The organism is Cohnella sp. OV330 (genome assembly GCF_900112065.1).
GTDB lineage: Bacteria > Bacillota > Bacilli > Paenibacillales > Paenibacillaceae > Cohnella.
Genome location: NZ_FOKE01000002.1, coordinates 458229 through 480407 on the forward strand (window position 1 = coordinate 458229; position 22179 = coordinate 480407).

Annotated in this window: 22 protein-coding genes; 7 read left to right on the forward strand and 15 right to left on the reverse strand. The window is 59.9% G+C overall.

What is annotated here, in order from left to right:
• Entirely contained in the window at nucleotides 1-1563 is a 1563-nt protein-coding gene (locus BM235_RS05805) for an MDR family MFS transporter (protein ID WP_090110445.1), read from the reverse strand.
• A gap of 204 nt (nucleotides 1564-1767) precedes the next feature.
• Between BM235_RS05805 and BM235_RS05810 the strand changes: the two genes are divergently transcribed.
• The 4 genes from BM235_RS05810 (at nucleotide 1768) to BM235_RS05825 (ending at nucleotide 5108) form a co-directional block, all read left to right on the forward strand.
• Nucleotides 1768-2670 (forward strand): LysR family transcriptional regulator, encoded by a 903-nt coding sequence (locus BM235_RS05810; protein ID WP_090110447.1) that lies wholly within the window; start codon nucleotides 1768-1770, stop codon nucleotides 2668-2670.
• A gap of 45 nt (nucleotides 2671-2715) precedes the next feature.
• A complete protein-coding gene (locus BM235_RS05815; RefSeq protein WP_090110449.1) occupies nucleotides 2716-3531 on the forward strand; it encodes a histidinol-phosphatase in 816 nt (271 codons plus the stop codon).
• Between the two features lie 224 nt (nucleotides 3532-3755).
• Nucleotides 3756-4679, forward strand: a complete 924-nt coding sequence (locus BM235_RS05820; RefSeq protein WP_090110451.1) for an EamA family transporter — start codon at nucleotides 3756-3758, stop codon at nucleotides 4677-4679.
• 120 nt (nucleotides 4680-4799) lie between these two features.
• On the forward strand, nucleotides 4800-5108 hold the full coding sequence (locus tag BM235_RS05825) for a winged helix-turn-helix transcriptional regulator (protein WP_090110453.1): 309 nt from the start codon (nucleotides 4800-4802) through the stop codon (nucleotides 5106-5108).
• An 86-nt stretch (nucleotides 5109-5194) separates the two neighbouring features.
• Here BM235_RS05825 and BM235_RS05830 read toward each other — a convergent pair whose 3' ends face one another.
• The 9 genes from BM235_RS05830 to BM235_RS05860 all read right to left on the reverse strand — a co-directional run bounded on the left by BM235_RS05830 (nucleotide 5195) and on the right by BM235_RS05860 (nucleotide 10735).
• The gene (locus BM235_RS05830; protein ID WP_090110455.1) at nucleotides 5195-6010 is read right to left on the reverse strand and encodes a sensor domain-containing protein; all 816 of its coding nucleotides are present in this window, start codon (nucleotides 6008-6010) and stop codon (nucleotides 5195-5197) included.
• A gap of 33 nt (nucleotides 6011-6043) precedes the next feature.
• Nucleotides 6044-6538, reverse strand: coding sequence for a hypothetical protein (locus tag BM235_RS05835; RefSeq protein ID WP_090110457.1), 495 nt, complete (start codon nucleotides 6536-6538; stop codon nucleotides 6044-6046).
• A complete protein-coding gene (locus BM235_RS05840; protein WP_090110459.1) occupies nucleotides 6519-7076 on the reverse strand; it encodes a MauE/DoxX family redox-associated membrane protein in 558 nt (185 codons plus the stop codon). The genes BM235_RS05835 and BM235_RS05840 overlap by 20 nt, the downstream gene beginning before the upstream one ends.
• Before the next feature lie 77 nt (nucleotides 7077-7153).
• On the reverse strand, nucleotides 7154-7357 hold the full coding sequence (locus BM235_RS05845; RefSeq protein WP_090110461.1) for a hypothetical protein: 204 nt from the start codon (nucleotides 7355-7357) through the stop codon (nucleotides 7154-7156).
• On the reverse strand, nucleotides 7323-7799 hold the full coding sequence (locus tag BM235_RS05850) for a TlpA family protein disulfide reductase (RefSeq protein WP_090110463.1): 477 nt from the start codon (nucleotides 7797-7799) through the stop codon (nucleotides 7323-7325). The genes BM235_RS05845 and BM235_RS05850 overlap by 35 nt, the downstream gene beginning before the upstream one ends.
• A gap of 2 nt (nucleotides 7800-7801) precedes the next feature.
• Nucleotides 7802-9661: an ATP-binding cassette domain-containing protein gene (locus BM235_RS05855; protein ID WP_158543895.1), complete on the reverse strand. Its 1860-nt coding sequence runs from the start codon at nucleotides 9659-9661 to the stop codon at nucleotides 7802-7804.
• On the reverse strand, nucleotides 9661-10137 hold the full coding sequence (locus BM235_RS31965) for a hypothetical protein (RefSeq protein WP_158543894.1): 477 nt from the start codon (nucleotides 10135-10137) through the stop codon (nucleotides 9661-9663). The genes BM235_RS05855 and BM235_RS31965 overlap by 1 nt, the downstream gene beginning before the upstream one ends.
• A 17-nt stretch (nucleotides 10138-10154) precedes the next feature.
• On the reverse strand, nucleotides 10155-10439 hold the full coding sequence (locus BM235_RS31595) for a helix-turn-helix domain-containing protein (RefSeq protein ID WP_110468941.1): 285 nt from the start codon (nucleotides 10437-10439) through the stop codon (nucleotides 10155-10157).
• Nucleotides 10382-10735: a sigma-70 RNA polymerase sigma factor region 4 domain-containing protein gene (locus BM235_RS05860; RefSeq protein ID WP_090110467.1), complete on the reverse strand. Its 354-nt coding sequence runs from the start codon at nucleotides 10733-10735 to the stop codon at nucleotides 10382-10384. The genes BM235_RS31595 and BM235_RS05860 overlap by 58 nt, the downstream gene beginning before the upstream one ends.
• A gap of 208 nt (nucleotides 10736-10943) precedes the next feature.
• Between BM235_RS05860 and BM235_RS05865 the strand changes: the two genes are divergently transcribed.
• A complete protein-coding gene (locus BM235_RS05865) occupies nucleotides 10944-11948 on the forward strand; it encodes a M15 family metallopeptidase (RefSeq protein WP_090110469.1) in 1005 nt (334 codons plus the stop codon).
• A gap of 579 nt (nucleotides 11949-12527) precedes the next feature.
• Here the strand turns inward: BM235_RS05865 and odhB are convergent.
• From odhB to BM235_RS05890, 5 genes are all read right to left on the reverse strand, one after another.
• A complete protein-coding gene (odhB, locus tag BM235_RS05870) occupies nucleotides 12528-13790 on the reverse strand; it encodes a 2-oxoglutarate dehydrogenase complex dihydrolipoyllysine-residue succinyltransferase (protein WP_090110471.1) in 1263 nt (420 codons plus the stop codon).
• 6 nt (nucleotides 13791-13796) lie between these two features.
• On the reverse strand, nucleotides 13797-16670 hold the full coding sequence (locus BM235_RS05875; RefSeq protein ID WP_090110473.1) for a 2-oxoglutarate dehydrogenase E1 component: 2874 nt from the start codon (nucleotides 16668-16670) through the stop codon (nucleotides 13797-13799).
• Between the two features lie 339 nt (nucleotides 16671-17009).
• Entirely contained in the window at nucleotides 17010-17783 is a 774-nt protein-coding gene (sdhB, locus tag BM235_RS05880) for a succinate dehydrogenase iron-sulfur subunit (protein WP_090110475.1), read from the reverse strand.
• A gap of 3 nt (nucleotides 17784-17786) precedes the next feature.
• A complete protein-coding gene (sdhA, locus tag BM235_RS05885) occupies nucleotides 17787-19544 on the reverse strand; it encodes a succinate dehydrogenase flavoprotein subunit (RefSeq protein WP_090110477.1) in 1758 nt (585 codons plus the stop codon).
• Between the two features lie 18 nt (nucleotides 19545-19562).
• Nucleotides 19563-20228, reverse strand: coding sequence for a succinate dehydrogenase cytochrome b558 subunit (locus tag BM235_RS05890; protein WP_090110479.1), 666 nt, complete (start codon nucleotides 20226-20228; stop codon nucleotides 19563-19565).
• A gap of 155 nt (nucleotides 20229-20383) precedes the next feature.
• Between BM235_RS05890 and BM235_RS05895 the strand changes: the two genes are divergently transcribed.
• On the forward strand, nucleotides 20384-21292 hold the full coding sequence (locus BM235_RS05895; RefSeq protein WP_090110481.1) for a LysR family transcriptional regulator: 909 nt from the start codon (nucleotides 20384-20386) through the stop codon (nucleotides 21290-21292).
• 179 nt (nucleotides 21293-21471) lie between these two features.
• On the forward strand, nucleotides 21472-22110 hold the full coding sequence (locus tag BM235_RS05900) for a 3D domain-containing protein (RefSeq protein WP_255374079.1): 639 nt from the start codon (nucleotides 21472-21474) through the stop codon (nucleotides 22108-22110).
• Nucleotides 22111-22179: the final 69 nt, after the last annotated feature.

Sequence of the window (22179 nt, forward strand, 5' to 3'; positions counted from 1 at the left end):
TCAGCCGCGCTCCGGCGCGCCCTCCGGCTTGCTCGCGTTCGGAGCGTCCGGCTTGCCCGCATTGGAAGGCGCCATGCGCGCCTTGCCCATCAACAGGGCGAACACGAAGGCCAGAACCGGCAGCAGCGCAGCCCACTGGAAGGTCGTGATGATGGAATCGCCGAGCTCGTTCAGCAGCTTCTGCAAAACGTCCTGGGGAATTTTCATGACCGCTTGCACCGCCGGATCGAGCAGCGCCTGACCGCTCTTGATCTGAGCCGCCAGCTCGGGACTCGAGCCCGGCATCGACAGCACGTCGGATTGGAAGGCATGCTTCTGGATGGCGCCGAACACGGTGATGCCGAGCGCCGAGCCGATCGTCCGGAAAAACGTGATCAGCGAGGACGCGGAGCCTTTATACTGAGGCGGCACGGAGCCGAGCGTCGAGATGTTGAGCAGGGAAAACGACACGCCGATCCCGAGGCCCACGACGATCATATACAGCGTGATGATGCCGCGGCCCGTCGTCAGGTCCATCGCGAAGCCGAGCAGCGCAGCGCCGATCGCGAGCACGATCGAGGAGACGACCATCGTCGTCCGGAATCGGAACTTGCCGGCGACCAGTCCCCCGACCTGGCTGCTGATGACGACCGCGATCATCATCGGCGTCAGCACGAGGCTCGTCTGGGTGGCGGTCTTGTGGAAGACGCCTTGAATGAACAGCGGAATATAAGTCGCGCATGCGATCATAACGCCGCCGTACAGGAAGCTGATCATCATGCTGCTCGTGAACAGCGACTTCTTGAACAGGCCGAGCGCGATGATCGGATCCTTGGCCATGCGCTCCGCGATCAGGAACAGGATCAACAGCACGCCGGAGGCGACGAACAGGCCGATCGTCTTGAACGAGTCCCATGCCCAGCCGTCGGAGCCGCCGAGCTCCAGCGCGAACATGAGCGACAGGACGCCGGCCGTCAACAGGATCGCGCCGAGCCAGTCGATGCTCTGCTTGCGCCGCGCCGCGGATTCGTGGTAAGCGCGGAGGATAAAGTAAAACGACAGGATACCGATCGGCACGTTGATGTAAAAAATCCAGCGCCAGCTGATATTGTCGGTGATGACGGCCCCGAGGATCGGTCCGAATACGCTCGACATGCCGAACACGGCGCCGAAGAGCCCCATCATCTTGCCCCGCTTTTCCTGCGGGAACAGATCGAAGATGATCGTGAATACGATCGGCATGAGCGCGCCGCCGCCGATGCCCTGGATCGCGCGGTAAATGATCAGCTGGTCCATATTCTGCGCGGTGCCGCACAGGATGGAGCCTAGCAGGAACAGCGTAACGCCAAGCAGGAAAAACCGCTTGCGGCCGAACATGTCGGACAGTTTGCCGAAGATCGGCGTGGCGACGACCATGGCGATCATGTAGGCGGAGTACACCCAGATGAACTTGTCCAGACCGCCTAGACGCTGGATAATCGTCTTCATCGCGGTGGATACGATCGTCTGGTCGAGCGCGGCCATGAACAGGCCGAGCAGAAGCCCCGCGATCGCGAGCTTCACATTGCTTTTTTTAGCATCCATGGTAGGATAGCTCCCTCTTTCTTTATTTCGCAAATTGGATTTCAAATCGATTATACTCAAATTTGAGTAAGTTGCAAGGCTTAATCTTTGCTCCATTCCCTTTGCTTACCCGTCGGATTCCTTCTATAATAAGTGAAGGTTAGAAAAACTTCTTATTCGTGCACTCCTGTCGATAAATTATTCAAATAGGATGGAGTGACAGGATTGAATATCAACCAACTGGAGACGCTGCTGACGATCTCGAAGACGCTCAGCTTCCGCAAAGCCGGCGAAGCGCTGAACCTGACGCAGCCCGCCGTGTCCGCCCAGATCAAGAGCCTGGAGGACGAATTCAAGACGATCCTGGTGGATCGGAACCATCCCGTGACGCTTACCGACCGCGGTCAGGTATTTCTCGAGCACGCCCAGCGCATCTTATCCATCGTCGAAGAGCTGAGGCAGAAGCTGTCCGATCTGGACCAGAACCCCCAAGGCCATATCGTGCTCGGCACGACGACTTCCATCGCGATGCAGATTCTTCCGCGGGTTCTTTCCTATTTTCAAAACCAATACCCGCTTATCAAGACGACGATCCATACGATGCCGTCCTCCCAAGTGCTGACCAGCGTGGAGAACGGCTTCGTCGATATCGGCATCGGCTACCTGGCAGAGCGAAGCGCGCATGTCGAGACTTCGGTGCTCTACTACGATACGTTCGAGCTGGTCGTCGCGCCGGGCCACCCGCTCGCATCCCGCAACCGCGTCACCGTAGGCATGTTGAGAGACGTCCCTTTGATCCTGCTGTCTCCCGACACGCTCGGCCGCAGGTTCGTCGACCGGATTTTCAGAGAGCATCACATCGAGCCGAATCCCGTCATGGTGCTCAGCAGCAGCGAAGAGGTGAAGCGGATGGTGGAGCTGAATCTCGGCGCGGCCATCGTGTCCAAGCTGTCGATCGCGAGCGAGCTCCGCAGGGGCACCCTGAAGATGATCGCGGTCGAGGAGCTCGAAGTCAGCCATCCCGTCGGCGTCATCACCAAGTCCGGCCGCTATGTCAGTCATGCGATGAAGCAATTCCTCAACGACTTGAAGGGCATGCCGGAGGATCAATTCACCGGCAGCGAATAAGGATAAATATAAAGGTATAGGTCGATCTTGAGGAGGCGGAATCCCATGGAAAAATTCGATTTGCATACGCATCACGAGCGCTGCGGACACGCTTCCGGCGTGATCGAGGATTATATCGAAGCCGCGATCCGGGCGGGCATGACGGCGATCGGTATATCGGACCATTCCCCGTACTTCGCCCGCGAGGAAGACCGGTACCAGCCCGGCATCGCCATGGCCAAGAGCGAGTTCCCGAACTACGTCGCGGAGGTGCTGCGCCTCAAGGACAAATACAAGGATCGAATCGAGGTGCTGCTCGGCGTCGAATCGGATTACTTTCCGGAAAGCGTCGAGGTTTACCGGGCAGCCTACGCGCCGTATCCATTCGATTATCTCATCGGCTCGGTCCATCAGACGCGCGGCATCAGCATCTTCAACCGCAACCGGTGGAAGCAGCTTGACAGGTCCGAGCATACGGCCGAGAAGAAGCTCTATTACAAGCTGATCACCGAGTCCGCGAATGCCGGCATGTTCCAGGTGCTTGGCCATATCGACGCGATGAAGGCCTATCACCCCGCATTCTCCGACATTCGCGGCGCCGAGGCAGATATCGACGAAGCGCTCAGAGCGGTCGCGGCGAACGATATTGCCCTGGAAATCAACACGAGCGGCAGCACCAAGGACGTCGGCGGCTGGTATCCGTCGGACGCCATCCTCGAGCGAGCCCTCCATTTTGGCGCGGACGTGACGTTCGGCTCCGACGCCCATATTCCCGAACGGGTCGGCGACGATTGGGAGCAGGTGCGCAGCCGGCTTAAGGAAATCGGCTTTAAGCGCTGGGTTTATTTCCGGCAGAAGCAAAAAGTCGTCGTGCCGCTGTAACGGGTCCAAAGGGTTCGCCGTTCGCTTCCCTCCGGCATTCGGAAGCTGCGCGGACAAAAAAAGAGGCCCGCCACCGCTGGCGGGCCTTCAAAGATATGAAAAAGGGGGTCTTGGTCGTTATTGTAACCGACGTCCAAGACACGCCGGTAACAGCAATGTTGCAATTGTGTTACAAAGACGATTTCGTTATCGGATCGCGCTAGCCGCAGGGAGGAGCACGCCGCTTGCATTGGTTTGCCGTCGCCGTCCTCAGCGCGCTCGCCTTCGGTCTGGCCGGCTTCTTCATGAAGGCGAGCCAGATGCGCGGCGGCGCGCTGTCTTCGCTTTTAATCGGCCTGTACGCCTCTGGCACCGCGGGCTTCTGGATCCAAGCGCTGCTCACCCGCGCCTGGCAGCCGCTCGATTGGCGCGTCTGGACCGCCGGCGCGGTCATCGGCCTGGGCTCCGCCTGGGGCAACCTGCTGTTCATGCGCGCGCTCGCGCGCGGGCCGGCCAGCCTCGTCTCTCCGCTCACGAACGCGAATATCGTCATCGTTATGGCCGCTGGCATCGTCTGGTTCGACGAGACGCCGCACGCCACGGGCCTCCTCGGCGCGCTGTGGCTGCTGGCGGGCATCGCGCTCTTGTCACTGCGGAGCGGACCCGGGACGACGACCGGTGCCCGCTCTGCGGCGCCGCGGATCGCAGGTCGCAGCTGGTACCCGCTCGCGCTGGCCGCGATGGGCCTGTTCGTGCTGCGCAACGGCGGCTTGAAGGTGACGGACCGCATCGGACTGGACGGCGCCAACGTGCTGTGGGCCGGCTACTTGCTGTCCTTGCTGTGGTTCATGTCTGCCGCTTGGCTTTCCAGTAGGAACGGCCGTCATGCCCCCGATTCGCGAGCGAGCGCCCACGTAGAAGCTCGTTCCCGCGCCGCCGGCATCGGCTTCCGGTGGGGGCTCGCTGCAGGCGCGTTTTCCTATGGCGGCTTGCAGCTTTATGCCGTCGCGCTGGCTCGCGGACCGGCGCATCTCGTCGCGCCTATTTTTGCCGCCAACAGTCTGGTGGTCGTCATTCTCTCGCTCGCCGTTTATCGCGAAAGGCTGTCAATCCCCCAATATGCGGCTTTGATCTGCTTGCTTGGAGGACTCGTTCTGATTCGCATTTGATCGCAAGGATCCGCTTAACCGCTTAAACTAACTTTTATTTAGTAAAATACATTTATATTGTTTCTTCTATTCATTTAGAGCTCAGTATGTTAAAATAAAGGGACGAAAGGGGTGAGCCGCATGGACTACTCCAGAATGTGCCCTAAATACGAGCATGCTGCCGAATTGCTCGGCAAGAAGTGGACGGGCCTCATCGTTCGCGTGCTGATGGGCGGTCCGAAGCGCTTCAAGGACATGAAGGAGCAAATTCCGGATATGAGCGACAAGATGCTCACGGATCGCATGAAAGAGCTTGAATCGAGCGGACTCGTCAAGCGTACCGTATACCCGGAGATGCCGGTGCGCATCGAATATGAACTGACGGACAAAGGCCGGGATCTGGAGGACGTCATCGAGTCCATCCAGAACTGGGGAGAAAAATGGATGTAGGTTCATCGCCGCATCAAAAAGAGCAGCTCCGAAGCCGAGATCATCGGCGGGGCTGCTCTTCTTGTTGCGTTCTTTTGCGCTGCGCGTCAGTGAGCCTGCGGCGTCTGGGCATGACGCGCGTCTTCGTCGTAGCGGCTGATCGCCGCTTCGGCGCGGGCGAGCCAATCCCCCGCCGCTTCGGCGACGGGCATGGCAGGCGATTGAACCGGTTGGCCCGTTTCCGCGGGCGGCGAGATCTCGGGCTGGCCAGCAAAGAAGGCGAGCCAGGCGGCATAAATGCGTCCGCAAGCCCGAAGCAGCGCCGGTACGAACAGCATCAGGACGACGCCGATCCCGGAGACGACGAGCGATCGTTCGAAAGGAGACAGCGGCGGGAGCAGCATCCGCATCGTCGTATCGTCGTACAGGACGTAGCCGTACAGATAGTCGCTCACTTTGTAAGCGGCGGGCGCCAGCATGACCGCGAAGACGGACAGCGGCACCGTCAGCGAGATGACGAATAGCGCGATGCGGATCGGAAACCCGAGCAGTTGATGCGCGGCTGCGCGGTAGCCGAGCGGATTGCCCAGCGACCGGAACCAGGACTTCCATGAAGCGCGGGCCGAGCCGGATTCTACGCCTTGCGAAATCTGATGCGCGGGATACGGCTCGTCCTGCGCTTGTCCGCCATCTTGCCAGGCATTCCAGCGTCTTTGCTCGCGCCTCATGCGCGCGGCGCTCCAGGCCAACGTACCCGCCAAAATCGGGATACCGATGCCGACGATCGCCAGGCTCAGACCGAGCGTGATTCCCGTCAGCGTCAGGACGAAGGCCGTTATGCCAAGCGGCAGCAGGCCGAGCTGCAGCTTCCAGGCCGCATAAGCGCTTGCGCGCGGATTGGATTTTATCGAATTGGGATTCATAAAGAAGCAACCTCGCTTTCCGAACCATTTGCTTCATTGTAGCAGTCGGTCCAAAGCGGCATCAGCGGCTGTGGAAGGGGATTCGACCCCGACCTCAGGCCAGGACGATCCCAGCCTCTCCATATAGGGAAGAAGTTCGTGGACAAGCTCAAAGCGTCGGCCTCTTCGGATCGCCAGATATGCGCGCTCCTTCAGCGCTCCCTTCCCGAACGGCAAAATATCCATCCCGCTCACCGGCCTGCGCCATGCGGCGCTCTTCATCGCCGCCAGCCAGGCAGGGCCGACCAGAACGACATGCCAGCTTCGCGGCGCCCGATGAATCTGCGCCGCGAATGCCGCTTCCGCGCCGGTCTGGGGCTGCACGACGAGCACGGCTTCGGGCTCGAAGCCCGCGACGGCGGCCGTCCGCTCGAACAGTTCGCGCAGCAAGTTATATCTCGTCTTCGCGGACCGGCGGTACGACAGCCATGCCAAAGCGGCGATCGCGCCGGCCAAAATCGCGATCGCCTCATCCGGTAACCTGCTCATCGCCGGCCCTCCATTCGCCTGATTCCTTTTGCAGCTTGCGCGCATCAAGCAGCCACACCGCGGACGCGACGGCTAACGCAAACGCCGCAAAGCCCGTGCCGGACGGCGCCGGCCGTTCAACGATCCAACCGGCTGCCGCGACCGCGATGAATATCGCGTTGCGCAGCAGCGGGCGTCGGCTTAGCGGATGATTCGCGCCGAAGCATCCGCAGCTGTCCGCTCCGCCCGCTCCTTTTATCTCATTCCCAGCACGTCGACGGCGCCAGCTTAACCCGGTCATGCCCAGCAGAACGACGATCGCCGCTGGCTCCTTGAAGCCCTCCAGCGTACCGCCGGCAGCGAAGGCAGCCGCAAGCGCCCACTCCATAGCCAGCACCGTCCAAGCGGCCGTCGGCTCGAGGCGCGACGGCACCAGCCCGTATGCGCTAATCTCCATGCGCAGGTCCGTCATGGCTTGCGCCTTGCCGCATGCCGAAGCGGCAAAGACGACGGCCAGCGCATAATCGCACAACCAAGCGGCTTCATATTCCCAGTTCATCGCTCTAGTCCCCCTCTCGGCTATGATTGCAGGAAAAAACAAGAAGCCGGGCTTTTCGCCCGGCTCCCGGCGCGTCGTTAAACGCAGCATCCGCCTTGCTGATCGCAATTCACGTACGATACGTCGTAAGGCGCCGCCGTATTGGTGCATTGGACCGTCTTGTTGATCCAGTATTCCTTCGGATACGTCGTGCCGTTTGCGGAGCAGGTTTTGGCGACGCAGTACGTGTACTGCGGAATTTCGCCGTCAAGGATGTAGTTCGTCGGGCATGTGCAAGCCATGTCTATCACCTCCTTTCAATAGCAATCCTTCGGCCAACCGCCTGATCTCGCGATCGTCGTGGACGGCGGCGGCTCGCGCGACCTTCCCGTCGCCGAGCTCGAAAACGGCCAGCGGGTAAGTTCGCACGCCGAGCACGTCGTGCATCTCCCTGGCGTTCACGGGGAACACCGGGAACGTCCATTCGAAGTAGTCCGACATCTCGCGAACGTCGCGCGGATCTCCCGCGACCAGCAGCAGAAGCCGATATTCCGGAAGGCTGGCGCTCGTATGGGCCAGATGCGGAAACAGCTCGATGCAATCGGCACAGTGAAGCGACGCGAATACCAATAGCCGCGGCTCTCCGTTCGGTCCCGGAGCGCCTGCCCGCCTTAGTTCGGGAATCGTCGTGCCGGGCCGCAGGACGATCGGCGTTCGTTCGCCAGATTTTAGTCTCAAGCTCATCGTTATCCGCTCCTTAACGAAGTTAGTCGTTCGTGCAGCGCCTCCTGCTCCGACCAGACGCGGGCGTAACGCCCGCCGAGCGCCAGCAGCGTCTCGTGATTGCCGTCTTCTTCGATGCGTCCTTCTTCCATCACCCATATCCGGTCCGCCCGTCTGGCCAGCGCGACGCGGTGCGTGACGAGCAACACGGTCTTGTCCGCGAACAACCTCCAGATTCCGTTCATCGCGGCGGACTCGCTAAGCGGATCCAGCGCAGACGTCGGCTCGTCCAACACGACGAGATCGGCGTCGGGATGCAGGAACAGCCTTGACAAGGCCAGTTTCTGCCACTGACCGCCCGACAAATAAATCGAGCGCCCATCCATCTGGCCGAGCGGCGTATCCGGACCGCGTCCGTCCGCCAGCTCGCCGAGGCCCGATGCCGTCAGCGCTGCGCGCAGTCTGGCGTCGTCCTTAAGCGCATCGCCATTGCCTGCTGCCATGTTCTCCCGCACCGTTCCTTGATAGCGGATGAAATCTTGAAACAGCACCTGAACGCGCTCAAACATGCTGTCTCGGTCGATCGCGCCTACAGGAATGCCATCATAGCGGACGGGATCTCCTTCAGGCACGTACAAGCCGAGCACGATCTTGAGCAAAGTGGACTTGCCCGAGCCGTTGCCGCCCAAGATGGCGATTTTCTCTCCCCGGCTGATGTGCCGCTCCCCGATCTCGAGCGCAGGCTTGTCCCGGTTCGGATACGTATACCGCAGCGCCGGAAGGGCGATCGCCTTGGCGAAGACAAAAGGCTTGCCCCCGCCGCCTTCGCTCGCACCTTTTTGCGGCGGCGCGCAGCTAAGCGCAGCGCCTTCCAACGCATGTTTTTCATTCAACCGTTCCTTGGAACCCCGCGCGGGTAAATCCGGCTCCCCGGTTCCGGACAGATAGGCGTGCGTCTCTTCGACTCCCGCCCAGCTCTGCAAGACGGACGACAGGTTGGAAGAGATGAGGCTCATGGCCATCGTGACGGCCATGAAGTCGCCTGCTCCGAGCCCGCGTTCGCGGACGGTCCAGGCCGCGACGCATGCGGCTGCCGCATAGCCCGCGGCGGATATCGCCTCTCCCGCGAAGCCCGCCGACAGCTGCATCCGTTGGATGCGGGACAGAATCCCGTCCGAGACTCGCTTGGCGGACAGCCACCGGGCTTTGAAATAAGATCGCGAGCGGTACACCGTCAATTCCTTCTGCGACGACGACCCAGTCAGCAGTCCGTAAAGATACGAAGGACGAACCGACGCGCGATGAAGTTCCCCGTTCAGCATTGTCTTGCGGTTCACGAGCATCAGGTGCAGACCCCCCTTCAGGCATCCGACCGCGAAGGCTAGCGCGCCTACGGCGGGGTGCACGCCAGACAAGTAACGGAATCCGAGGATCGCCGTCGCCAGCTTCGTCAGCAGTTGAGCGACCTGCGCGTACATCTCGAACGGCTTCGTTGCTGCGAATCGCCGCAAGGCAAGCCGTTCCTCATACTGCGGGTGCTCCTGCTCTGCCAAAGCGAGCGCGCCGTTCTCTTCGATCAGCTGCAATTCGCAAGCGTTCGCGTAGGCCAGCTGCATTCGGGACGTTCGGTATGAGGAAATGGCGTTCAGTCCCGCTCCTAGCAACTGGAGGCCCGCAAGCGCGGCTAGCGGCGGTATGAAGGCTGCGGCATCGCCCCCAACCGCGGCATTGACCGTTTGCGCCGTAAGGGCGAGCGTCCCGTAGGACTGCAGCGCATTGCCCGTCAGCATGGATACCGAGAGCAGCACGCCCGCTTTGTCGAAGCGATAGATCCGCCAGGCGGACGCCAAAGCATCCCGTGCGATGCGCGCGATTTTGCTCATCAGACGCCGGCTTCGACGGCTCTGCCGTTCGCGCCCAGCGAGCGGGCATGGGCGGCTGCATCCAGCGTCGTATTGAACAAGCCCGATCCAACTGCGAAGCCATCGCGATCCAATACGATCATAAAAGGGATGATCTTGATCGGCGTTCGTTCTGCGACAGCCGAGATCTCGCATCGCTCGACGCGGCATGGGAACGGAGCAAGTTCCTTAGCGAGCAATTCGTGTTCGGCTTCGCTCGCCTCCGCGAGCAGCAGATAGTCAAGCTCGGGACGCTCTTCCATGAATCCAACCGCCGCATCCAAGTCGCAAGCCTCGCATCCCGCGCTCATCACGAACACGACCGCGCCTGATGCCGTATGCTGTAGCCATGACAATTCGGTTTCCTCGTCCCCGCTCCTCAGCGCGAGACGTTCGGGGAACCTGGTCCCCCTCGGAAATTCCGGGACGCTGCCGCGCATAAATTTCCGATATTCCATCGTCGATCCTTCTCCTCTTAAATGTTATTTGCGGCAGCATAAGCGGCTTGGGGCTCCGCGCACCGACCGCCCGCCGCCATCTCCTCGGCTTTAAGCCGAATCAGCTCCAGCAGCTCGAGTCTCAGCGCCTGCTTCGCTTCATCCCGCGGCATGCGCATGAAGCGCGATAGATCGTCGATCTCTTGTTCGAAAAAGTCGATAATCCGCAGCTTGGCGACTTGGTCTCCATACCCGGCGGCCTGTACTAGTTGGCGGAGCTGCTCATTTGTCGGCGGAGCGCCGCGACCGCTCGCTGTTTGCATTTGTTCACCGCCTGTTGCGTGATTCCCAGTTCGCGCGATACTTCGCGTTCTGTTTTCCCGTCCACGATCAGCTTCTGCATGACGGTTCTGCTTGGATACGATGGAATCGCCAGCAGCACCTCCTGCACGAAAAGCATGGATATCGCCTGATCCGCAGGCTCGCCCATATCGGTTCGCTCGGCCGCGGCGATCGCGAGTTCCCGGTTCAATCTGGATCGATTGCGATATTGCATGCGCCAGGCGGCTCGCGTCAGCCGCTGTCTAAATTCTGCGAACAAGGTCAACTCGTCGCCCATTCCCATCCTCCTTTAACCGCAGCGTATTTCCTTCTCATCTATGTAGGAGCCTGACATTCCCATTATACAACCCAAAATAGAACATTTGTTCTCGTTAATTTACGAAGATTTTTCCTGATGCCGATTTCATTTGCCCATTTGCGGAGTTTGTCGAAACAATTCTAGTTCTATGAACGTCTAAATCAGTAGAATCGGGAGGGATATAGAAATGAAAATAGGAAGATGGCTGATCGCGGGCGCTGTCGTCGCGGTCGTTATATGGAAAGCGGACGATATCATAGGAACGGATAAGCAGCAAAGCGCCGCGCCGCCGGCCGTCACGGAGACCGCATCGGCTATAGCCTCACCTTCGGGCAGTTCCGGAGATACGGGCACGAGCGAAGCGACGCCAAGCGCGGAACCTTCGGACACGGCAACGCCGTCTACGGATTCCCCATCGCCGTCCGAGGACGCCGACCCCGACGGATCTTCAACGGCAACGCCCGAATCGTCCGATAAGCCTTCGGATGCCTCCGATGAGCCAGAAGGCAGTGCCGGTTCGGACAGCTTGGACGCGCTGCTTCAGCTCAATGCGCCGGACAAGACGATCGAGGTGGGCAAAAATGGCGTAGCCACCGTGACGAATCCCGAAAGCATGCTTGTTCTGGTCAATAAAAAGCGGGAGCTTTCCTCCACTTATGCACCGGACGATCTGGTCAAGCCGGATGTCGAATTTTCGTTTTCCGGAGATTCGCCCAAGCAGAAAATGAGGAAGACCGCTGCTCGCGCGCTAGAAAAACTGTTCGCGGGCGCTGAAAAAGACGGAATTACGCTAAAAGCCGTATCCGGCTATCGCTCCTATGCGACGCAAAAATCGATCTTCAGCCGCAACGCGGACTTGAAGGGCGAAGAGGTCGCGAACCGGACGAGCGCAAGGCCCGGACAGAGCGAGCACCAAACCGGCCTTGCGATGGATGTGTCCAGCGCTAGCGCGAACTTCGAGCTTGAGCCCAAGTTCGGAGACACCAAAGAAGGCAAATGGCTTGCCGCGCACTGCGCAGAGTACGGCTTCATCATCCGGTTCCTCGAAGGCGAAGAAGACGTGACGGGTTACTCATACGAACCGTGGCACGTGCGTTACGTCGGCAAGGACGCGGCCAAACAAATCATGAAGCAGGGCGTCACGCTGGAAGCCTATCTCGAAGCTGCCGCAAACGGCGCAACCAAAGCTTAAATACAGTCGTAAAAGAACGCTCGCGATCGCGGGCGTTCTATTTTGCGCTTTTTGCAGGATGATGAATGTATCATTTGCTGCGATTCGGCGCGTTTTAACGATATCCCCTTCGAACAGGAATAAGTGAACTTTAACGCATTGATAGGATATCCCCTTCGCACAGGAACATGTGAACCTCAACGCATTGTTACGACATCCCCTTCGTTCAGGAAGCCAGTACCCCCTAACGCATTTTCATGCTATCCCATTCATTCAGGGAGCCAACATTAAACCAAAGGTAGCTACTGGATTCTTTGATAGCCTATCCATATACGCTCCATCCAACCGCCCATATCGATCCAAGAAAAATTAAATCCACCAATCACTTCGACCTAACCGTATAGCATTGAACCCTTTAATCCTTAGGAAAAAAACGTTCCTCCCTGACCTTGCCCACGTCCCCTGTGTGAAGGGGATACCGTTCAAATGGCTGAAAATGGTGTGTCTTAAAGCAGGAAATTAGCCGCAGGAACGGGAACATCTCGCTTAAAAAGCAAAAAGCCCCGCTTAAATTAAGCGGGGCTAAGAGCGTTAAACCGATCAGCCTTGCAGCAGCAGCGTTTCCGGATCTTCGAGCATTTCCTTCACGGCGACCAGGAAGCGAACAGCTTCGGCGCCGTCCACGATACGGTGATCGTAGGAGAGCGCGATGTACATCATCGGACGAATCGCGACTTCGGTGTTGTTGTTAACCGCGATCGGACGGTGCTGGATCTTGTGCATGCCGAGGATGCCGACTTGCGGTGCGTTCAGGATCGGCGTCGAGAGCAGCGAGCCGAATACGCCGCCGTTCGTGATCGTGAACGTACCGCCTTGCAGGTCGGACAGCGCAAGCGCGTTATTGCGCGCCTTGACGGCCAGATCGGCGATGGAGCGCTCGATCTCGGCGAAGCTCAGGCGGTCGGCGTCGCGAACGACCGGTACGACGAGGCCTTCCTTCGCGGATACGGCGATGCCGATATCGTAAAATTGCTTGGCGATGATGTCTTCTCCGTCGATCTCTGCGTTCAGCAGCGGATATTGCTTCAGCGCGCCAACGACAGCCTTGGTGAAGAAGGACATGAAGCCCAGATTGACTTCGTTCTTTTCTTTGAAAGCATCCTTGCGGCGCTTGCGAACGTCGAGGATCGCGCTCATGTCGACTTCGTTGAAGGTCGTGAGCATCGCAGCCGTATGCTGGGCTTCGACGAGTCGAGTCGCGATCGTCTGGCGGCGGCGGGACATCTTCTTGCGCTCATACGGCTTGGCCGATTGGAAAGCCGCAGTTGCAGGCGCCTTGGCAGCAGGTGCCGTCGGAGCAGCTGGCGCGGAAGCGGCAGGCTGGGAGCCGGCTGCGCGTACGTCCTCGGGATAAATACGGCCGAGCGGATCGCGTGCAGGCGTCTGGCTCAGATCGATGCCTTGCTCGCGAGCAAGCTTGCGGGCTGCCGGCGTCGCGGACGGTTGCCCGGCGGAAGGCACGGCAGCAGGCGCGGACGCTGCAGGAGCCGCAGCCGGAGCCGGAGCTGCTGCAGGAGCCGGAGCTGCCGCAGGGGCAGGCGCGGCCGCAGGAGCCGCCGCTCCGCCTTCGCCTTCGGCGATTCGGCCGATGACTTGGCCGATCTGTACGGTGTCGCCTTCGCCGAACAGCAGCTCGGTGACGACGCCCGCTTGTTCGGCGCTGATCTCCAGGTTAACCTTGTCTGTTTCGAGTTCGAGCAGCAGATCGCCCTGGCTTACTTTATCGCCTGCTTTGACGGCCCATCGCGAAATGGTGCCTTCCGTAATCGATTCGCCCATTGCCGGTACTAGAATATCTGCCACTGCGGCTTACCTCCCCAGATTGTGAGTCAACGTCGGACTCTGCTTCAAAGATTGCGTCACGATATAATTCTGCTCGTCCGCGTGTACGTCCGCGAACCCGGTAGCGGGGCTCGAACGGTCCGGACGGCCGATATACTTGACTTCCGCGCCGGACGGCGCGATCTCGCGGATGCGGGATTCCATATAGGTCCACGCCCCCATATTGCGAGGCTCTTCTTGCGTCCAGACGACTTCCTTGAGTTTCGGGAAGCGAGCGAACACCTTCTTGATCTCCTCCGCAGGGAACGGATACAGCTGCTCCACGCGGACGATATGCAGCCAATCTTTGTTGCTGTCCTTATCCTTCGTCAGCGCGTCCTCCAGGTCGATTGCCACTTTGCCCGAGCAAAGTACAATGCGTTCTATGCGGTCCGGCTTCGCGCCGAGACCCGCTTGCTCGAGGATCGTCTTGAACCCGCCCTCGCCGAACTCGGCTGCCGGCGAAGCGGCGCGCGGGTTGCGGAGCAAGCTCTTCGGCGTCATGATCACGAGCGGCTTGGCTTCGTCCGTGCCGGTGATCGATGCCTGACGGCGCAGCAGATGGAAATACTGCGCGGCGCTGGACAGGTTCGCTACCGTCCAATTGTCCTCGGCGGACAGCTGCAGGAAGCGTTCGAGGCGGGCGCTGGAATGCTCGGGTCCCTGTCCCTCGTAGCTATGCGGCAGCAGCATGACCAGGCTCGAACGCTCGGACCACTTGGCCCGTCCCGAAGAGATAAATTGGTCGATAAGCACTTGGGCTACGTTGACGAAGTCCCCGAATTGCGCTTCCCAGAGGACCATCGTTTCGGGCGAATAAACATTGTAGCCGTATTCGAAGCCGAGAACTGCGGACTCGGACAGCGGGCTGTTGTGCAGCGCGAAGGATGCCTTCGCTTGCGGCAGCGCGTGCATCGGGCAGAAGATATCGCCCGTCTCGTAGTCGTGCAGCACCAGATTGCGCTGCGCGAACGTCGCGGTCTCGGCATCCTGGCCGGTCATCCGGATCGCGCGTCCGTCCGCGAGAATCGAAGCAAACGCCAGCGTCTCCGCGTGGCTCCAATCGATCTTCTCGCCGTCGTTCAACGCGCTTGCGCGGCGCTCGAGTATCTTCTGCAGCTTAGGATACAGCTTGAAGCCTTCGGGCCATTTGAGCAAACCGTCATTGAGCTCGCGCAGCTTCGCCAACGGCACGTTCGTCGGCGCGGCTACAGCAGTCGTCTTCTGCTCGACCGCGTGGGACTGAGCACCTTCGTGATGATCCTCAAGGCTCTTCATTTCTTCGTACGCTTCCTTGAAAACGGCAAGAACGCCATTCTTCGATTCCTCGAATTGCGCCTCTGTCAGCTTGCCTTCCTTGATGAGACGGTCGGCGTATACGCGGCTGACTCCGGGATGCGCCTTGACCTTCTTGTAGACGGTCGGCTGCGTCGGCTCGGGATCGAGCGTCTCGTTGTGGCCATGACGGCGGAAGCCGATCAGGTCGATCAGGAAGTCTTTCTTGAAGCGCTGGCGGTATGCGACCGCCATGCGGGCAACCGCGATCACGGCTTCGGGATCGTCGGCATTGACATGAACGATCGGAATCTCGAAGCCTTTGGCCGGATCGCTCGAATATTGGGTCGAGCGGGAGTCGACGCTGTCGGTCGTAAACCCGATCTTGTTGTTGACAATGACGTGAATCGTGCCGCCGATGCCGTAGGCGCGCAGCGTGCTCAGGTTCATCGTCTCGGTGACGATGCCTTCGCCTGGGAACGCAGCGTCTCCGTGCATGACGATGGAAGCCGCGATATCCATTTTCTGCTTCGGGTAGCCACGCTGCGTACGGTCGTCCTGCGCGGCGCGCGCGAAGCCCTGCACGACCGGATTGACGTACTCGAGGTGACTCGGGTTGTTCGCCAGAACGACGCGCGTCTCGCCGCCATGGGCGTTTTTCATAACATGGCGTGCGCCAAGGTGATACTTCACATCGCCGGTGCCGCCAGGCTCGAACGTGAATGTCCCCTCGGTCGGCGATTTCTTGCCGCTCGATGCGGAGTGCTGGAATTCGGCGAAAATCTTCGTCAAAGGCTTTTGCAAAATGTGCGCAAGCACGTTCAGGCGGCCGCGGTGCGCCATGCCGATCGCGATGTCTCCGACGCCTTCGCCGGCGAGGTCCTGCACCATGCGGTCGACCAAAGCGATCAGCGCATCGTTGCCCTCGACGGAGAAGCGCTTGACGCCGATAAACGTCTTCTGCAGGAAGTCCTCGAACAGCTCGGCTTCAAGCAGGCGCTTGAGCAGCTCGGCGCGCTCGGCTGCGCTCAGCTGCTGTGCGGGCACCCGCTGCTCGGCAAAGTTGTTCAGCCATTGGCGCTCTTCTTCGTCGGCAATATGGCTAAATTCATAGGCGATCGTGCCTCCGTAGACTTCCTTGAGCTTGGCGATCGCCTCGGCTCCGTTCGACACGCCGGCCGGCGCGCCTTCCCAGACGAGGTCCGCCGGCAATGCGGCGAGATCGGCGTACGTCAGGCCGTAAGTCTCGGGTTCCAGCACCTTCGACGAAGCGACGGGGCCGATGTCCAGCGGATCGATGTCCGCAACCAGATGCCCGTAGGCGCGGACATTCCAGACGAGCTTGCCCGCTAAGACCGCGTTGCGAAGCTGTCGCACGTCCACGGCGACAGCCGCACCCGGCGCCGAAGCGCCTGGGCTCCGGACCGAGCGCGGCGGCTCGCCCCACGCTTTGAATTGTTCGCGGTATTCCTGCGCGACCGACTCCGGATCGCGTAGGTACAGTTCGTATTGCTCTTCGATGTAGCCAAGGTTCGGGCCGTAGTACTTCGCCCATGGGTTCTGATGGTCTTGCTCGCCATTCGCCATTTGTGTGATCCCTCGGTCTTCTATAAAAGTTAATTATCGAGCATAGCGGTATCGCTTATCCTCCATGATTATAAAGCATTTGTTTGCGACATTAAAATAATGATTTCCTATCGTTATGATCTCAAATTGAGAACGTTCGTCAAAAATGCGCGCAACAGAATCAGTATGCCGTAGCGAAAGGAGAAATATCCCTGTACCCGTACGATAGAAGGCGCCAGCCCCCGCCCATTGTCCATCATTCTTAATTGGCAGCGCTTCATTAAGCCCCGAACGCCAAAAAAAATACCCGGAAGCGGCCGACGTTAATCGGCGCGACTCCGGGTACCCCGCGAGCTTGAATCAGAAGCTCAGCCAGCGCTTGAACATATGCTTGGTCGTGTCGCGGTTGATCGCCGCGATCGACGTCGTTAGCGGAATGCCCTTCGGGCAAGAACGCACGCAATTCTGCGAGTTGCCGCAGCCTTCGATGCCGCTCTCGTCTTCCATGAGCGCCTCGAGACGCTCGTGCGCGTTCATCTCGCCCGTCGGGTGCGCGTTGAACAGGCGAACCTGCGAGATCGGCGCCGGGCCGATGAAGCTCGATCGGTCGTTGACGTTCGGGCAAGCCTCGAGGCAAACGCCGCACGTCATGCACTTGGACAGCTCGTACGCCCACTGACGCTTGGTCTCGGCCATGCGCGGGCCCGGTCCGAGATCGTACGTGCCGTCGATCGGAATCCAAGCCTTGACCTTCTTAAGCGCGTTGAACATGCGCTCGCGGTTGATGACCAGGTCGCGTACGACCGGGAACGTGGACATCGGCTCGACGCGAACCGGCTGCTCGAGCTTGTCGATCAGCGCGGAGCACGCTTGGCGCGGCTTGCCGTTGATGACCATGGAGCAGGCGCCGCATACTTCTTCGAGACAGTTCGACTCCCAGACGACAGGCGTCGTCTTGGATCCGTCCGCCTTGACGGGGTTCCGCTGAATCTCCATCAGCGCGCTGATGACGTTCATGTTCGGACGGTACGGAATCTCGAATTCCTCCGTATATGGAGCGGCGTCCGGCTTTTCCTGACGCTTGATGATGAATTTGACGGTGCGCTTGGCGGTCGCGGTAGCAGTATCTGCCATCGGTTAGCCCTCCTTCTTCTTGTTCGAGGAGTAGTCGCGAACCCGCGGCTTGATCAGGGACGTGTCGACGTCCTCGTACGAGATCTGCGGGCCCTCCGACGTCCAGGTCGCCTTGGTCGTCTTCAGGAACTCCTCGTCGTTGCGGTCCGGGAACTCCGGCTTGTAGTGCGCGCCGCGGCTCTCGTTGCGCAGCAGGGCGCCTACCGTCATCGCCTCGGACAGCTCCAGCATGTTCCACAGCTGGCGCGTGAAGGCGACGCCTGCATTGTTCCAGCGAGCCGTATCGTTAATGTTGATTTTCTGATATCGCTGCTTGAGCTCTTTGATCTTGCCGATCGTCTGCTCGAGACGGTTGTTAAAACGGACGACGGTCATGTTGTTCGTCATCCACTCGCCGAGCTCCTTGTGCAGGACGTAGGCGTTCTCGTTGCCGTCCATCTTGAGGATGGATTCGTACTTATTCGCCTGCTTCGAGCGCTCGCGTTCGAATACGGACTCGGATACGTCGTCGGCCGACTTCTTGAGGCCCTTGATGTACTCGACTGCCTTCGGGCCCGTAACCATGCCGCCGAAGATGGCCGAGAGCAGCGAGTTCGCGCCGAGACGGTTCGCGCCGTGATATTGATAGTCGACTTCGCCGCAGGCGAACAGACCCGGGATGTTGGTCATTTGGTTATAATCGACCCACAATCCGCCCATCGAGTAGTGAACCGCCGGGAAGATCTTCATCGGGATCTTGCGCGGATCGTCGCCCGTGAACTTCTCGTAGATCTCGATGATGCCGCCGAGCTTGACGTCAAGCTCCTTCGGATCCTTGTGCGAGAGGTCGAGGAACACCTTGTTCTCGCCGTCGATGCCGAGCTTCTCGTCGACGCACACCGCGAAAATCTCGCGCGTCGCGATATCGCGGGGCACGAGGTTGCCGTAGGCCGGATACTTTTCCTCGAGGAAATACCAAGGCTTGCCGTCCTTGTACGTCCAGATGCGTCCGCCTTCGCCGCGCGCGGATTCGCTCATGAGGCGGTTCTTGTCGTCGCCCGGGATGGCCGTCGGGTGGATCTGGATGAACTCGCCGTTGGCGTAATGAACGCCCTGCTGGTACACCGCGCTAGCCGCCGTGCCGGTATTGATGACCGAGTTGGTCGTCTTGCCGAAAATGATGCCCGGGCCGCCTGTCGCCAGGATGACCGCGTCGCCGCGGAACGTGACCGTATCCATGGAGCGCAGGTCCTGCGCGGCGATGCCCCGGCAGACGCCGTCGTCGTCGACGACGACGGACGTGAATTCCCAATGCTCGAACTTCTGGACGAGACCCGCGACTTCCCAGCGGCGGACCTGCTCGTCCAGCGCGTACAGCAGCTGCTGGCCGGTCGTCGCGCCCGCGAACGCCGTACGGTGGTATTGCGTGCCGCCGAACCGGCGGAAGTCGAGCAAGCCCTCCGGCGTGCGGCTGAACATAACGCCCATCCGGTCCATGAGGTGGATGATGCCCGGCGCCGCTTCGCACATGGCCTTGACCGGCGGCTGGTTCGCCAGGAAGTCGCCGCCGTATACCGTATCGTCAAAGTGCTCCCATGGGGAGTCGCCTTCGCCCTTCGTGTTAACCGCTCCGTTGATGCCGCCCTGGGCGCATACGGAGTGGGACCGCTTGACCGGCACGAGCGAGAACAGATCGACCCGCATGCCGGCTTCCGCCGCCTTGACCGTCGCCATCAGACCCGCGAGTCCGCCGCCGACGACAATGATTTTCTGATTAGCCATTGCTGATTCTCCCTCCGATCAACCTAACAAACCGACGACAGCCGTCTGCGCCGCCGCGAACTCGTCGCTGCGGAACGCGAACAGCGACAGCAGGAACAGCACGGCGACGATCGCGAAAATGCCCATGCAGATGTTCGAGGATACACGCTGCGCGCGCGGACCGACCGTAATTCCCCAGGACACCAGGAAAGCCCACAGGCCGTTGGCGAAGTGGAAGACGGCGGCGAGGACCGCGATGAAATAAATAGTGAAGTAAACGGGCTGGGTCACGATATCGTGCATGTGTTGACCGATCTCTTCGTTGGTCGTATTGCCGAGCGCGACCTGAACGCGCGTCTGCCAAATGTGCCAAGCGACGAACACGAACGTGATGACGCCGGTAATCCGCTGCAGCGCGAACGCCCAGTTGCGTCCGTAGCTGTACCGGCCCGTGCTGTAATTCGACGTGAAGGCGAGATACAGGCCGTAGACGCCATGGAACAGAATCGGCAGCCAGATGACGAACAGCTCGAGGAAAAAGATGAGCGGCAGGTCATGCAGGCCCTTGACGCTGTCGATGAAGCCCTCCTTGCCATGCTCGAACGCGGAGTAATTCGTCAGGGCGTGTTCGATAATGAACAATCCGAGCGGAATCACACCCAAGAGCGAATGAATCTTGCGCGCGTAAAACGAGTTTCCTTTCATGTCGGTGAGCGTTCTCCTTTCGATCCGTGCGTTGTCACGAATTCTTCACGGTTTATAGGTTACTCCATTTTCGCTTATAATGGAACTGCTTATTTATTATTAAAACTTATGACGAATCGACATAAGCAACAAAAAAACGCGGAGGAGCCGTCCACATGCTGGAAGATATGAGAGTTTTCGCAACCGTCGTCGAGCACAGCAGCCTGAACCGGGCGGCGGACAGGCTGAATGTCACGCAGCCCGCGCTATCGCGCAGAATCGCGCGCCTCGAGCGGGAGCTCGGCGTCGATCTGTTCCGCCGCATCGGCAAACGTCTCGAGCTGACTCCCGCCGGACAGTTCACCTACGAATTCGCCCTCGAGCTGCGCAGGTTCCACGGCGACTACCTGCAGCGGCTCAACGCGTTCAAGACGGCGGAGGCCCCCGTCGCGACGATCGGCGCGAGCCTAACTACGCTGCAGACGACGCTTCCCGAGCTGATCACCGCCATGACGGAGAAGCATCCGAACCTCGAGATCAAAGCCGTCACCGGCAAGACGCACGAGATCGCGACGCTGGTTAAAGAAAGAAAAGTCGACTTCGGCCTCGTCGCCTCCTCGGTCGAGGACGACCCGTCGATTACGAGTACGCCTCTTTTCGACGATACGGTCGTGCTGGTGCTGCCGCGTTCGCACTTTATAGTAGAACGCACGCAGCTGTCGATGAGCGACCTGAACGGGCTGCCGATGATTCTGTTCGCTCCGGGTACCTGGTACCGCAACCTGACGGACGAGTTGTTCCGTCAATACAGCGTCAAGCCCGACGTCCGCATGGAGATCGACTCGTTCGAGGCCATCGTCCGGCTGCTCGGCGCGAGCCGGGCCGGTACGATGCTGCCCAAGTCGTACTTGCGCCCGCAGATGCTGAGCGATAACGACTTGTATATCGTCCGCATCCGGGAGCTCGAGGAGTTCAAGCGCACGACCTCCCTTATTTACGGCGATCTCGCCTGGCTCGCGCCTTCGACGCGCTATTTAATCGAAGAGACGATCGCGCTGTTCGGCAGGGGCAACCGCCAGAGCTGACGGAACGATTTTTCATTTTTCTCATCGTTGCCTCGTTTTTACCGCGGGGGCGCAATCGCAGGATGAGAGCGCCTCTCAGATATCCTCGGTTATCCAACCGTGGCGTCCTTTACCACTTAACCCGGTTCAAGGGATCATGCTACGCTAGGCGCATGAATCGAACCGGAGGGTGAATACATATGCGTTTTCGATTGGGAATGCGAGCCGCCGCGCTCGCGCTCGGGGCCGCCCTGCTGCTGCCCGCAGCCGCCTCGTACGCGGCTACGACCTACACGGCCACGGACGCGGATACGTTCTGGACGCTGTCCAAAAAGTTCGGCGTGCCGCTGCAAAAGCTGATGAGCTTCAACCCGAAAGTCGATCCGAAGAACATATACGCCGGCCTGAAGCTCTCGATCCCCGCTCCTGCGACGGCTACCGTTACGGCCAAGTCGGTCCAGCCCGCCGCGGTCGCGCAATCCGCCAAGCTCGTCAAGACGACTTCGGGCGACTCGCTGTCCTACGCGACGGCCATCCAGATGAAGGCGACGGCTTACTCCGCGTCCCTCGAAGAAAACGCCTGGGGCCCAGTCGATTACTTCGGCAACCCGCTGAAGCTGGGCACGATCGCCGTCGATCCTAAAGTCATCCCGCTCGGCACCAAAGTGTACATAACGGGCTACAGCTTGGACGGATTGCCCGCCGGCGGCATGTTCGCCGTCGCCAGCGACGCGGGCAGCGCCATCAAGGGCAACCGCATCGACATATTCGTGCCCGGTTCCCGGGATAAGGCAAGCAAGTTCGGCTTTCAATACGTCAACCTGTACGTGCTTAATTAGTCCGGATGCGCCCGAGACCGCAGCCGCTTTCGAGAGAAGGCGGTTGCGGTCTTTTTTTTGTCGCGCGGC